This is a genomic window from Shewanella canadensis, assembly GCF_003966225.1.
In the GTDB taxonomy this organism is placed as follows: Bacteria; Pseudomonadota; Gammaproteobacteria; order Enterobacterales; family Shewanellaceae; genus Shewanella; species Shewanella canadensis.
Genome location: NZ_RXNU01000008.1, coordinates 138,120 through 152,117 on the forward strand (window position 1 = coordinate 138,120; position 13,998 = coordinate 152,117).

The window sequence follows — 13,998 nt, forward strand, 5'->3', positions numbered from 1 at the left end:
AATCAATATCAGGGTACGCCGATTCTGTCGGCGTACTTTTATTATTTTTAGACCATTATTATCTGATCACTATAAATTCATGGATAGAAAGTGGTGTTAAAAGCAGGTATAAACCTTACTTATCGATGATGATAGTCACTAACAACAAGGCAAGGTTTTAATGAAGGTATTGCTGCTAGGTATTGGCAATGTCCTGTACGCAGATGAAGGTATCGGTGTACATTTCGTCAATTATATCGCTGAAAATTATAAATTCAGCCATGAGAGTGACCAACTGGATATTACAGATGGTGGCACCCTCGCCCAAGGTTTAATCCCGATTATCTGTCAATATGACTACTTAATTGTGGTCGATACCGTCAATGCCCATGATGTCGAGCCCGGGCAGGTCTATTTCTTCGATTTCGATAAAGCTCCGGCGGAGATCGACTGGCAAGGCAGTGCTCACGAAGTTGAAATGCTGCAAACATTGAACATGATGGATATGGTAGGCGATCGTCCTAAAACCTATATCTTAGGTGTAACGCCAACGGTACTCGAACCTATGACCTTAGGCTTAACCCCTATGGTAGAAGCTGCCGTTCCACTGATGGAAAAAACACTATTAGCACATCTTAATCAGCTTGATTTCAGCTGTGATCGCATTAACGAAATAGATATCAATACCTTAATCCCCGAGTCATACAAACGCGGTGTTAATTATAATGAAGAATATTAGGTTTGAATTTACCTGTTCGAGACAGGTTCCCCTTTATGCGCACTTGTGTAATCAATATCTTAATCATGACCAGCTGAATATCACGGTAGGTTATCAGGAGCAGGTCTATTTTATCGAGGCTCAGGGGGAGTTAAAAGAACTTGAATCCCTCGCCGATGCAATTGCACAAGATTTCCTTATTTCTGTGTGGTTAACAGATTCGCGCATATCTCTGATAGATTCACGTATGGGTAGCCATCAACTATTACCCGATGCCAAGGTAGAGCAGGAATTTTGTCAGCAGTGTCTGCCACTGTTCGGTGATAACCAGTCACCTCTTTTTGGCGATATCTCCTTGAAGTGTGACTGCTGCCATGGGCGAACGCGTCTTCATGAAAAGCATTTGGGCCTCTCCTATACCGATATTGTTGCAATTGCAGATTCCTTACTGAGAGATGGCGAAGCTCAACTTCCAAATAAAGATACCATTACATTCAGTCTTTCGCCTTTAAGCAATACGGGCCGGGATAAGCTACTGATCTGTAATCCCAATACTCTCAACGCCCAGTTCCATCTAAAAGATCATCAAATCTTAGCCCTGTCGAGTATTGAAAAGCCATTAATCACCGCCCGCCCGGTTAACGATCACCCAAAACTGGATGCGCCTCTTTACGATATCTGCTTTGCCTATAATCGCGCCGTGGTCGTTCTGTGTGAAATATTAAGACAAAAAGGGATCGATTGGGTCTATTTTCATGCCGACAATCTCAGCAAACCTATGGTTTGGATCCAATCGGCATGGAGTAAAATTTCCAGTGAAACCGACAGTAATGAACCCATAGTCGTTTTAGACAGCACCCCGGAACCTCTGCACGATGAAGCGAGTTTCAACGGCGTAGTCGCAAGCTGGAAAAAGGGATTGATTAGCTGTACTCAGTCGGATGCAGAGGGAACTGATGGCGAAAGAAGCGACGCCGGTATCTGTGCCCTTCACGCAGGAAATCTTGAGAGTGGTCAGTTTAAAAATAGCGCTGTGATCTACTTTAGCCAGGAGCAGACAGGCCAGATTGTGACTCAAGACAGAGATCAAAAATCTGAGTTATTCTTCTCTCTGCCAACACTCCCGAGCACAGGTTATGACATCTACCATCACCTGGAACAGAGCCCGCAACGTGGCGTGGTTGAAAAGTTTAAACAAAAATATCCGGATGATTACCTCAGACTGCTGGATCTGAATTTAGCCTCGCCAACGGATAACCTACAGAGCCTTTGGGCCATTGCGGCGATCATCCTTGGGCTTCCAACCAAGGCCTTGACTAAAGATGCGCTATCCGATGCCTTAATCAGTTGCGCCATGGCTCACAGAGGGTCTAACTCACCTAGAATCGATTATCCCCTGACTAAAGGCGAAGCACATCGAAGCTTGAATTGGTGCAAAACATTGGGGTCACTGATAAGTTTCCGATTAGCCGACGATAGAGACTCATATAAGCTAGCCTTCGGTATGCAGGATTCACTGGCCGACTTTTTGGCGAACTGGATTGAACATCTGGATCTTAATATTGGGGTCAATTCGGTCATATTGGCCGGCAGTGAGTTTGCCAACGAAGTGCTAACTCAAAGGTTATCTCTGAGACTCGGTAAAAATTTCCCTCTAAAAATCAACCATAGACTGGATCTCGATGGTAACAATCTTGCCGTTGGCGGGCTTTACCTTAAAAAGCGAAGACAATAGCCCATGATTGAAACAAGAGAAAATAACACTCTCTCTTCCTTACAGCCGGACTCGGCTGTAAGGGTTGAAATCATTGTCACCGGTATCGTTCAAGGGGTCGGCTTCCGGCCCTTCGTCTATCGCCATGCCAAGGGTGAAGATCTCAGTGGCTTCGTGCTCAACAATGGCCAGGGAGTCACCATTGAAGTTCAGGGGAAACGGCGCAATATTGATAGTTTTATCGCGCGTTTTGATACATCTCCTCCCCCGCTCGCTCGCATCGACACGCTCAGTTCAAAGCAAGTGGAGCTAGTTCAGGATTGCCCGGAATTCGTCATTGTAGCCAGTAATGACAATTTAAGTGCGGTTGTAGCTATCTCACCCGATAAGAGCTGTTGCAACACCTGCTTAGATGAAATTATTGACCCCGGTAACCGCCATTACCGCTATCCGTTTACTAACTGCACGAACTGCGGCCCAAGATATACACTGATTAAAGCCTTACCCTACGACAGAAAACACACCTCTATGGCAAGTTTTGCCATGTGTTCACGTTGTGAAGCTTCCTATCTCGACCCATTAGACAGGCGTTACCATGCTCAGCCCGTCAGCTGCCCGCAGTGCGGGCCTCATCTCTCCTTACTCTCCCGAGAGGGCGAACTTCTGGCAGAAAAAGATGCGGCATTAAAAGAGACAGTCGAGCGGCTATCCAAAGGAGAGATCCTTGCCATTAAAGGGCTTGGTGGCTTCCATTTAGTCTGTGATGCGACCAATCATGACGCAGTTGAGCGGTTGAGAGAGCGAAAGAGACGCCCGAGTAAACCATTAGCCGTCATGGTGAGTAGTCTTGAGATGGCAAAATCCATCGTGACAGGTTCACAATTTGAGTGGGATCAGCTCACCTCGATTGAAAGACCTATCACCATCATGACCAAAAACCGCTCAAATACGGTCAATTTAAGTCCGGCAATCGCACCAGGAATCGATAAGTTAGGTGTGTTTTTACCCTACACGCCGCTGCATTCTCTGCTTCTCAAAGAGTTAGATATTCCTATCGTAGCCACCAGTGCTAACCGCAGCGGTGAACCGATAATTTGCGATGGGAAAGAGATCATAGCTCAGCTCTCTGATGTGGTAGATTCAATACTGGATCATAACCGCCCTATCATCAACGCCTGTGATGACAGTGTCATTCAGTGTATTGGTGAAGAGGTTCAGATGTTGCGTCTGGCCCGTGGCTTTGCGCCATTGAGCATACACAATCCCACCGGCAGTGCATCGCATCACCTCGCTGTGGGGGCACAGCAAAAAAATAGCATCGCTTTTGGATTCGCCGACAAGATGGTATTAAGCCCTCATATCGGTGATCTGTTTAGTTTAGAAGCCGAAAGCTACTTCGATCATACATTGGCCACCTTTAAACGCCTTTATCAATTTAGCCCCAAAGTTGTTATCAGCGATAAACATCCTGACTATGCCCCCTCTAAATGGGCACAACAATTTACAGAAGAAAACGAGGGGGTTAAACAATTAGAAATTCAGCATCACCATGCTCATATACTCAGTGTGATGGCTGTTAACCAGGTTAAAGAGAAAGTATTAGGTTTTAGTTTCGATGGAACCGGACTCGGTGACGATCAATCTCTGTGGGGTGGCGAGGCGCTTATCGCCGATGTGCATGGCTTCGAGCGGGTCTGCCACATTAAACCCTTTATGCTGATTGGTGGAGAGCAGGCCATTAAAGATCCGAAACGTTTGCTGTTGGCAATCCTGTTTCAGCAATATTCTCTGGATGAACTTCTCGCACTTCCCTTATCCATTTTGACTAAAACTGACCCGAGACTCATAGAAAACCTGCATAAATTATGGCAGAGCAAGAGTCGCTGTATCGAAACTTCCTCTATCGGTCGTATTTTCGATGCGGTCGCCGTGCTTCTGGGCTTGATAGAGAGGAACCAATTTGAGGGCCAAGCCGGTATGTTACTCGAAGCGGCGGCCAATCGGTTCGACGATTCGATAGCAACTGCAGAGTTTTGTTACTTACTCCCTGTTATCGATGGCATGTGGCACCTCGATACCCTGTTTAAGCAGTTAGTATCCAGTGTCACCCAAGAGACATTAACTGAGCAGAGAGTCAGTTATATTGCACGTGGATTTATGAATAGCCTGGGCGATGCCGTCACCACTCTTGCAAAACAACATACATCCCTACCCGTGGTGTTATCTGGTGGTGTCTTTCAAAACCGTTATCTCTCTGAGCTATGTATCAAAAAGCTAAACGAGCAAGGTAGTAAGCGCTTAATGCCCCATCATGTTCCGATTAACGATGGTGGTATTGCACTAGGCCAGCTCTGGTATGGCTTGCATCACAAATAACGACCAAAACAACAAGAATCAATAACTGACCTGATGGGAATCAAAGAAATTTTCACATTTTCAGACATTATTTAACATCAGGACTAAAAATGGAGTACAACAATGTGTAAAGATTGCGGCTGTTCACTGACTCGTCCCTCCCATGGCGAGCATTCCCATGACCATGAACATCACACTCACGGCGATCTACATAGTAATCCCCAACTGAATGATAAAAAAACCTTAGCGGTTATCCATAAAATACTCGATAAAAATGATATTGAAGCCGCCCATAACAGAGAACACTTTGAAGCCAATGGCATCACGGCCTTCAACTTAATGAGTAGCCCGGGTAGTGGTAAGACAACCTTGCTTGAAAATCTCCAGGAATACACAGAGCTCAAATATGCCGTTATCGAAGGCGATCTGGAAACATCGCGGGATGCAGACAGACTAAAAGCCAAGGGGATCGACGCTTATCAGATCCAAACCGGCTCGGCTTGTCATCTGGATGCCTTTATGGTCCATGGGGCCCTGCATCATGTTGATCTTAAGGATCTCGATATCTGCTTCGTGGAAAACGTCGGTAATCTCGTCTGCCCGGCATCCTATGATGTGGGAGCTCACCTCAATGTTGTCCTGGTATCTGTACCTGAAGGCGATGATAAAGTTGAGAAGTATCCGGTTATGTTCCGCCGTGCCGATCTTATCTTGATCACCAAGTGCGACCTACTCCCCTATTTTGATTTCAGTGTCGAAGAGGCCCGCGCACAAGTTAAGAAGCTTAATCCTGAAGTCGAGGTCATTGAGGTCTCTATTAAGGATGGCGACTCAATGGCTCAAGTTGCTAACTGGCTAAAAACTCACCGTAAAGGAGCGTAACCATGTGTTTATCTATTCCTTCTCAGGTCGTTGAGCTTCACGAAGAGGAGCAAAGCGTCACAGTTGAAACCATGGGCGTAAAGAGAAAAGTCAGCGCACACCTGATGCCTGAGCCCCTGGAAATTGGTGACTATGTCTTGATCCACATCGGATTCGTCATGAATAAAATCGATAAAGCCGATGCGTTACAGAGCATCGAGCTTTATAACGAAATTGTCGAAAAAATGGCTGCGGCGGAGTAATTGAATGTTAGCACTGAAATCACTTTACCAAGGGTTTCGAGACCCTAAAACCATTGCTAAACTGGCTGAGATGATCGCCATAGAAGCGGCAAAATGTTCAGAACCCATTAACATCATGGAAGTGTGCGGTGGACATACTCACACCATCATGAAATATGGTTTAAATCAGCTCTTGCCTGAGAACATTAAGTTCATTCATGGGCCCGGATGTCCGGTATGTATCATGCCTAAAGAGCGTATCGACCATGCCGCCACGCTTGCCAGCCAACCTAATGTCATTCTCGTCACGTTAGGCGACATGATCAGGGTGCCGGGTTCGAAAGGCAGCCTTGCTGAATTCAGGTCGAAAGGGTGTGACATTCGTCCAATTTACGACCCACTCGATACCCTGACTATCGCCACCGACAATCCGGATAAAACCGTTATATTCTTTGCTATCGGCTTTGAAACGTCTACCCCTATGACGGCAGTTCTTCTCGAGCAGGCAGAAAAAAGAAATATCGATAACCTGCTGTTTCATATCAACCATGTGTTAGTGCCTCCGGCAATGGATGCGGTCATGGCGGATCCAAGGGCAACGGTTAACGCCTTTATCGGTCCGGCTCACGTCAGCGTGATAAGTGGCGCTAAGGTCTACCGTCCTGCGGTTGATAATTACCATATGCCTGTTGTGGTATCGGGTTTTGAACCTGTCGACGTTATGGAATCCATCTTAAGAATTACCAAGCAGAAGGCGCAAGGTGTAGCAGAGCTCGATGTACAATATAGCCGAGCCGTGACCGAAGAGGGAAACCTTGCAGCACAGGAGAAGAACGAGCATTTCTTCGAAATAAGAGAAGATTTCCGCTGGCGTGGACTCGGCCCGATCCCAAATTCGGCCCTGAAACTCCGTCCACAATATGCCCACAGAGATGCTGAACTCATCTACGCCGACAGGTTGCCGGTCAAAGAGATCGACGACCATAAGGCCTGTCAATGCGGTGATATATTGCGCGGACTCGCGAACCCTAAAGATTGCAAAGTGTTCGGACGCGGTTGCACCCCTGAATCGCCACTGGGCAGCTGTATGGTCAGCTCTGAAGGTGCCTGTAACGCTTACTACCGCTACAACGGAGTTTAACCATGTCAAATAAAATGAAGAGTAAAACCGTTCAGCTTAGCCATGGTGGCGGTGGTAAAGAGATGAACGCACTGATCCAGGATATTTTCTTCAGTGAATTTCATAATCCGATCTTGAACAGCGAGGAAGATGCGGCACTACTGAATCTTTCCGGTGAGACTGCCTTTACCACAGACTCGTTTACCGTCGCCCCCATTTTCTTCGCTGGCGGCGATATCGGCAAGCTGGCTGTTGCCGGAACGGTTAACGATCTGGCAATGATGGGCGCCGAGCCTCAATACTTAAGCTGTAGTTTCATCATCGAAGAGGGTTTCGAGGTTGCTAAGCTCAAAACTATCGTTGCCAGTATGCGCCAGGAAATGGCCAAGAGTGGTACACGCATCGTCTGTGGCGATACTAAGGTGGTACCTAAAGGCTGCGCCGATGGACTGTTCATTAATACTTCCGGTGTGGGACGTATTTTACACAAAGGGATCTCGGTTAAAAACATTCAGCAAGGCGATGCCATCCTAGTCTCTCGAGACATTGGACGTCATGGTGCTGCTATTTTGATGGCCAGAGAGGCGCTTTCTCTCGAGTCAGAACTTACCAGTGACTGCGCTAATTTATGGCCGGTTATCGAGCAGCTCATCGCCGCAAATATTGAAATTCATGCCATGCGCGATGCAACGCGAGGCGGACTAGCCGCCGTCCTGAATGAGTGGGCCGTTGCCTCGAATGTCGGTATTAAGGTTGAAGAATCAGCCATCCCTATCTGTGATGAAGTGAAAGGTTTGTGCGAACTCTATGGTTTTGAGGCACATGATTTAGCCAACGAAGGCACGTTTATCATCGCACTCCCTCAGGAGATCGCGGCAGGGGCGTTAGAAATAATGCAACGCTATGGCCACTGCGAGAATGCCGCCATCATAGGCACTGTGACCGATGAGCACCTTGGAAAGGTCGTGATCAAAACCCCTTGGGGAAGTAATCGCTATCTCGATCTCCCTCACGGTGAACTACTGCCAAGGATCTGCTAATCATGCATCAGATAGACAGTTCTATTGTCACTGGCTTTGCGAGCGGTCATGCAGGAGAAGTTAATCATGCATGAGTACTCTATTGTCAGCGCATTGATTGAACAGTGTGAACAACATGCCCTCGAAAACAGGGCTAATAGCATTGCGCGAGTGGTCATAAAGATTGGTGTGATGAGTGGTGTCGAACCTGAACTGCTTAGGACGGCGTTTGAAACCTTTAAACTCGATGGCATTTGCAAGAATGCCGAACTCGAGATGCAGATCCAACCGCTGGTGATCCATTGCAGTGATTGCGACACCCAGACGCAGCTGGAAGAGAGAAACCTCATCTGTCCACAGTGTAAGAGTTTCAATACCCGGCTTACCGAGGGTGAAGAGATGTTATTGATGCAACTCGAACTCGAGACAGAATAGAGCCATCAGCCAATACCAACAAATTGAATCAGTAACGATTAAAACTTAACGAAATTAAACCTACAACAAACAAAATGGAGTTACCTATGAAGACAGTATTATCTATGATCGCACTACTCGCAATGCCAACAATGGCAATGGCACATTCAGGACATGAAGGTGTCGGCATGTTCCACCATATGTTTGATATATTGCCGTTAGTAGCCGTTGTGATCATTGCTGCCGGTGCATTTGTCTGGAAAAAAAACCGATAACAACTCAAGCTTCAGGCAAGGGTTTGTGCGCGCGATGAACAAACAATGGGCTTTGAACATCGAGACAAAAACTCAAAAGCATGTTCAATACCGATTGGTATAAAGCCCTTGTTCAAAAATATAAATAGAGGGGGAATCCCCTCCTCTTTTTTATTTCCTTAGTGTATAAACAGAGAATATCTACCGGCTAAGAGTGTTAAGGAGTCGAAATTAAGAGCATAGAGTTACTTTCTGAGATCACCTGTCCCGTATGCGGCCACAGGAAAACCGAAGAGATGCCTACCAATGCTTGTCAATGGTATTACGAATGTACGTCATGTAAAACGCTGCTAAGACCGCTTGAAGGTGACTGCTGCGTATTTTGCTCGTATGGTACGGTGAAGTGCCCTCCAGTGCAGGAAGGAACCCCGTGCTGTGGTTGATGGTTAAAGCCGCGTAAATGCGGAAAGGTAAATACAGATACAATTACCGACCCATATTTCTCTTCTCAAGGCCTTATATTTACCTCTTATACGACTAATAACCGGTTTGATTACCAACCTGAGCACGTAGCAGCTTAAATTTATGGAAACCTTTATCCCGTAGACGCTGCAGGTCAAAATCGATCATGCCTTTACTTGTCCGTGCCTTTATCGGCTGTGAACACTTAAACTCATCCCCTTTAAACTTGTTCATCTTTGAAAAAGACTTATAGCAGATCCTGGCGGGACAGGTATAGGCGCACCCTGCATTGGCAAACAGCCTGATCCGGCTCTTATCTTCGATGCTGTCTAACAAGGCATCGTCATCGTTTGCAACCATAGGCAAGACGACGGTCGTGTAGATAGCTAACGCATCTTCAATCTGGCTGGAGGTGGTGATATTTTTAATCACACTGGCTTCGATATCATAATCAGGAAAGTCGTTTCGGACCCATTGAGCCAGGTCATCATTGGTGCAGATAATGGAGTTAAGCGGATTGTGATACTTCTGCAAGATGCGACTGTTTTGCTGAAACTCATCACGGGTGGCAAAGTGATTTGTCATCGGGATCCTGACCCCAATGCCCCACTCATTCAGTTGTAATACATCGCTATTAGATAGCTGCCTCTGTTGAAAGGCCCGGCCACCATACAGAGTCGAACGCTCGACAAAACCAAAAATACTCTCAATTTGTTTCAGGGGAAGTGAAGCGAAGTTCGTCTTCAGAAAATTACCGATGGGCTCCAATCGATTCTTTCCCCTCGCCGAGACCGTAAAGGTAGAGAGTGGCGTAACGAGTTCTTGTTCGGCGATATTTTCCATGACAACTTCTGTTTTAATTATAATTTGTCACCCACTATAAGTGGACGTGGCCAATTTTATCTTGATTTACATCAATAATAACAATTTAGCTACATAAGGCTCCTTTCACCCGACGGGGTTGCAACCTTATTTATTGGTCATCTTTCTATGTCCATTTCTAAAATTCATATAAAGAAAAGGACTCATCAGAGCCCTTTTCTTCACTATCTGTTACCAACCTGTTACTTGATACCAGCTTTAATTGCCGGGATAACGGTATGGAAGTAATCGATTGCCATTCGAGCACTATGGCCCACATTGTAATTTCCGAACATAGCGATCACCGTTTTTGACTCTTGATTTACCGCGATAATCTGACCATGAACACCAACTGCGATTAACCATTGCTCACCACCAAGGTTCAACACACGAAACTGATCGATATACCAACCATCGGCAAGCTCTGCTTCTTTACCTTTAGTCCAGGCTGAACGAACTTCATCATTACCAGCTAAAACATTATCTAAAAACGCCTTAGGTATGATTTGTTTACCGGCTTGGTTTTTACCATCGTAAGCCCATATATCACCCATAGTTGCGAAATCACGAGTCGTCATGGTCAGCGCACCTGAAGTGATCGGTGTTTTTTCACGGTCGACCATAATGGTAGTATCTGAGTTGAACTGCCCTTGCTTCCAAATTTTCTCTTCGAAATAATCAACCCAAGTTTTACCGATAGCCCGGGAAGTAATTAAACCAAGTAATTCAGTATTGTAGGAATGATATTCAAACTTCTCACCTTGCTTGTAGGAGAGTTTTGTTAGATGGGGAGTATAATCTTTGATGCCGACCCAATCAGTCTCAACATCGCCATGCCAGCTGATGGCATCTTCCATACTCGCGTCCCAATCATCACCATACTGACTCTTAACCTTGTCAATCAAGGCGAAACCTGAGCGCATATCTGCTACATATTGGATCGGGTAAGCCCCTAATACGGTACCTTTGGCTTCCGGAACATATTTTTCAACCGGATCGGTCATTTTCAGATAACCTTCTTCGACGGCTATGGCAAGTAATGAGCTTGTCATTGATTTACCCGCTGACCATGTCAGTTGCAGAGTCTCTTTATTCGTACCGGACCAGTAGTGTTCATGAACCATTTTGCCATCTTGCAAAACAACCATTGAGCGATTGAACAAGCGATCACGAAGTAGATCATTCAGGGGTAGCGGGACACCATCGATATCTGCAACCATTATCGCGTTAAGATCGATAGACTTATCAGATTTATCGAAGCTACGCCCATTATCACCTTTATATATTTTTGCATGGTCACTGATCTTATGGCTGTCGATGTACATCATAGAACCATATTCGGCGTCATCCCAATTTGCCTGAGTAATACCATTGGGAGCAAGCTGCTCTAAATATGCTTTATCAGGCCCATGATATGTCGCCGCTTGAGCACCAAAAACTGTCGTTAGAGCAAGCGATAAAGCGACAATAGACTTTTTCATAAAAACCTCGTTTCTAAGATTTAATAAATAATAGAACTGGAAAAACATTTTCTAACCCTATCTATCTTTGGTAAAAGTTAGAAAACGGTAATGCTCCAGGTCAAATAAGGGTTCTCTTTAATGGGGTTACTATCGCATTAATTGAATCACTAAACTTCACTAAAGGAATTAGTTAAGTGATAGAGATGTTTGCACCGCACGAGTGTGCGCCGAGGACTAATGCCAGAGCGGTGAATACACCATGACATGCGCTACCAAAGGAAGCCAAATAGTGTTCTGTATTTATCAACTGACCTGGGATGTATGGGGAAGAGGCAGCAGTTAACATTCCTGAAATATATCAAGCTGCAGCACCTTAAACTCTTATTATCAAGTAACCTGAACCGCCTTTTCACACCCAGCGCTTAGCTGAGCATTAATCGTTAAACCTCTTCCGGCAAACAAACCGAACAGGGCGCAGAATCCGCAACCCGATGCACATAGCACAAGAGGAATCACCCAACTGTTTGTCGCACTGTAGATAGAACCCACCAAGGCTGGCCCCATTGCCGCCAAAAGATAACCAATACTCTGTGACATACCCGATAGCGCCGCAGCCTGGTGTGAGTTATCCGTGCGCAAACTAATAAAAGATAAGCCAAGAATTAAGCCCGCACCTGCGCCGAAACCGAATATCAGCGTCCATAACAACGCAAACTCTGGCAAATAGAGTAAGCCCAAGATGCCCAGCATGGCAGCAACTGATACACCGAATGCTAACCCGCGTTGATCTTTCAGCCTTGCCAACGCAGGAATAAGCAATAACCCGGGTATCGCGGTAGATAGCTGCAACAATCCATGCATTGCCCCCGCCTGTGAAGCCGAGTAACCAGCATCGATAAGAATAGTCGGTAGCCAACCGATTATGATATAGGAGATAAATGAATTTAAACCGAGAAAAAAGGTCACCTGCCACGCCAGTGGCGAACGCCAAACCTTTCCACCATGGGGAAGGCCCAGAGTATCTTCTGCTGGCTGAGTGTGATTTTTCATCTGTGGAAACCAGAGTGCCATCGAAAGCAGTGGGATCACGATGAAACAGCCCATAGAAAAGGCCCACCCCTTATCGTCAAATTGTGCCAGAGGGACTGCAATGGCTGAACTGATGGCCGAGCCTATCCCCATAGTTAACACGTAAACCGCAGTAAATGTCGAGATACGAGCAGGAAAATCACGTTTTAATAAACTGGGTAACAGCACATTTCCGATAGCGATACCACAGCCGATAATCACAGTACCCAGATAGAGTGCCGATACACTCCCCGATGAACGGATCAGGATCCCCACGGCTATGACACTTAACGCCCCCATAATCGACGGTTCTAAACCGTACTCTTTGGCCAGGTATGAGGCGATGGGGGACACTAGAGCAAAGGCTAATAAGGGTAAGGTTGTCAGTAACCCCGCTTGCGTTGTTGATAATAGAAGACTCTCGGAGATCATGGCTAACAACGGTGCAACGCCCGTAATAGGGGCGCGTAAGTTTGTCGCAATTAATAATATTCCGGCAACCAATAAGCCTGTTTTAATACTTTTTCTCATTTTTGAACCTGATGAATTAAACAGGTCGGTACTATAAATATTTCGACGCTCGCTGAATTTAGCTATAATGTCACTTAATAACTAAAACCAGCCAAACTTATGAGTTATGCTTAAAAATACTGCAGACTTTGATCCGGATCTGTCTCTTCTCGATGTTATCGGTCTCAGGCAAGATGCCATCAAGCCCGCCGATGAACTGCCCGTTCATACCCATCAAAAAGGTCAACTGATCCTCGCCCTTCGTGGCTTTATCACCTGTGAAATATCCGATGCAATATGGATAGCACCTCCCCAGAGCGCTATCTGGATCCCGGCCGGGTTCCCTCACAGCAACAAGGTATCCGGTGATGCCTCCCTGTGTCTGCTTTTTATCGCCCCTCATGTGGCTCATTTACCTACACGAAGCTGCACCTTGTCTATCTCCCCTCTGTTAAGAGAGCTCATTAAACATTTTTCTCAACTGCCTCAGAGTTATGAAACAGGTGCTCCCACCGACCTATTGGTCAAGGTTCTATTACATGAACTGACTCAAATGCCGACAGATCAACTGGAATTTCCGATATCGAAAAATAGCAAATTAAGAAAAATAGCTGAATCATTGATGGCGTCGCCAAATGACAGAAGTACGGTGGCACAGTGGGGTTCCCGCTATGCCATGAGCGAACGAACTCTTACCAGGTTAATCAAAAAAGAGACGGGGATGTCATTCGGAAGGTGGAGAACACAATTACATATCATCATTGCCATACAGCGACTATCCAGTCATCACACTGTTCAACAGGTATCAGAGGAACTTGGTTATGAGTCTGTCAGTGCATTTATCACCATGTTCAAGAAAAAACTGGGCGAGTCCCCCAAACGTTATGTGAGTCAAAGGGACTAATACCAATCGGTATAACCTTCGTTGGCTATGTACACTCCCCTCATCGCTTACCCG

General features: G+C 45.9%; 14 protein-coding genes. 11 read left to right on the forward strand and 3 right to left on the reverse strand.

The annotated features are described in order from the left end of the window. Positions 1-160: 160 nt before the first annotated feature. From EKG38_RS15835 to EKG38_RS25235, 10 genes are all read left to right on the forward strand, one after another. Positions 161-718, forward strand: coding sequence for a HyaD/HybD family hydrogenase maturation endopeptidase (locus EKG38_RS15835; protein WP_126521203.1), 558 nt, complete (start codon positions 161-163; stop codon positions 716-718). Beyond that, positions 705-2,432, forward strand: a complete 1,728-nt coding sequence (locus EKG38_RS15840) for a NiFe hydrogenase (protein ID WP_126521204.1) — start codon at positions 705-707, stop codon at positions 2,430-2,432. The genes EKG38_RS15835 and EKG38_RS15840 overlap by 14 nt, the downstream gene beginning before the upstream one ends. A 3-nt stretch (positions 2,433-2,435) precedes the next feature. Next, the gene (gene hypF, locus EKG38_RS15845) at positions 2,436-4,787 is read left to right on the forward strand and encodes a carbamoyltransferase HypF (RefSeq protein ID WP_126521205.1); all 2,352 of its coding nucleotides are present in this window, start codon (positions 2,436-2,438) and stop codon (positions 4,785-4,787) included. Between the two features lie 102 nt (positions 4,788-4,889). Further along, positions 4,890-5,648: a hydrogenase nickel incorporation protein HypB gene (gene hypB, locus EKG38_RS15850; protein WP_126521206.1), complete on the forward strand. Its 759-nt coding sequence runs from the start codon at positions 4,890-4,892 to the stop codon at positions 5,646-5,648. A gap of 2 nt (positions 5,649-5,650) precedes the next feature. Further along, a complete protein-coding gene (locus tag EKG38_RS15855) occupies positions 5,651-5,890 on the forward strand; it encodes a HypC/HybG/HupF family hydrogenase formation chaperone (protein ID WP_126521207.1) in 240 nt (79 codons plus the stop codon). A 4-nt stretch (positions 5,891-5,894) separates the two neighbouring features. Beyond that, positions 5,895-7,010 carry a hydrogenase formation protein HypD gene (hypD, locus tag EKG38_RS15860; protein ID WP_126521208.1) on the forward strand — a complete coding sequence of 372 codons (1,116 nt, stop codon included), beginning with the start codon at positions 5,895-5,897 and terminating at the stop codon, positions 7,008-7,010. Between the two features lie 2 nt (positions 7,011-7,012). Continuing rightward, the gene (gene hypE, locus EKG38_RS15865) at positions 7,013-8,029 is read left to right on the forward strand and encodes a hydrogenase expression/formation protein HypE (protein WP_126521209.1); all 1,017 of its coding nucleotides are present in this window, start codon (positions 7,013-7,015) and stop codon (positions 8,027-8,029) included. 66 nt (positions 8,030-8,095) lie between these two features. Further along, on the forward strand, positions 8,096-8,443 hold the full coding sequence (gene hypA, locus EKG38_RS15870) for a hydrogenase/urease nickel incorporation protein HypA (RefSeq protein WP_126521253.1): 348 nt from the start codon (positions 8,096-8,098) through the stop codon (positions 8,441-8,443). An 86-nt stretch (positions 8,444-8,529) separates the two neighbouring features. Beyond that, positions 8,530-8,697: a hypothetical protein gene (locus EKG38_RS24985; RefSeq protein ID WP_185826878.1), complete on the forward strand. Its 168-nt coding sequence runs from the start codon at positions 8,530-8,532 to the stop codon at positions 8,695-8,697. A gap of 236 nt (positions 8,698-8,933) precedes the next feature. Beyond that, positions 8,934-9,119 carry a GDCCVxC domain-containing (seleno)protein gene (locus tag EKG38_RS25235; protein ID WP_500691052.1) on the forward strand — a complete coding sequence of 62 codons (186 nt, stop codon included), beginning with the start codon at positions 8,934-8,936 and terminating at the stop codon, positions 9,117-9,119. A gap of 94 nt (positions 9,120-9,213) precedes the next feature. Here EKG38_RS25235 and EKG38_RS15880 read toward each other — a convergent pair whose 3' ends face one another. The 3 genes from EKG38_RS15880 to EKG38_RS15890 all read right to left on the reverse strand — a co-directional run bounded on the left by EKG38_RS15880 (position 9,214) and on the right by EKG38_RS15890 (position 13,061). Continuing rightward, a complete protein-coding gene (locus tag EKG38_RS15880; RefSeq protein ID WP_126521210.1) occupies positions 9,214-9,981 on the reverse strand; it encodes a hypothetical protein in 768 nt (255 codons plus the stop codon). Positions 9,982-10,202: 221 nt separating this feature from the next. Beyond that, on the reverse strand, positions 10,203-11,480 hold the full coding sequence (locus EKG38_RS15885; RefSeq protein ID WP_185826879.1) for a serine hydrolase domain-containing protein: 1,278 nt from the start codon (positions 11,478-11,480) through the stop codon (positions 10,203-10,205). Between the two features lie 369 nt (positions 11,481-11,849). Next, positions 11,850-13,061, reverse strand: coding sequence for a CynX/NimT family MFS transporter (locus EKG38_RS15890; protein WP_126521212.1), 1,212 nt, complete (start codon positions 13,059-13,061; stop codon positions 11,850-11,852). 106 nt (positions 13,062-13,167) lie between these two features. Here EKG38_RS15890 and EKG38_RS15895 point away from each other — a divergent pair, with 106 nt between their 5' ends. Continuing rightward, positions 13,168-13,944: an AraC family transcriptional regulator gene (locus EKG38_RS15895; RefSeq protein ID WP_126521213.1), complete on the forward strand. Its 777-nt coding sequence runs from the start codon at positions 13,168-13,170 to the stop codon at positions 13,942-13,944. Positions 13,945-13,998: the final 54 nt, after the last annotated feature.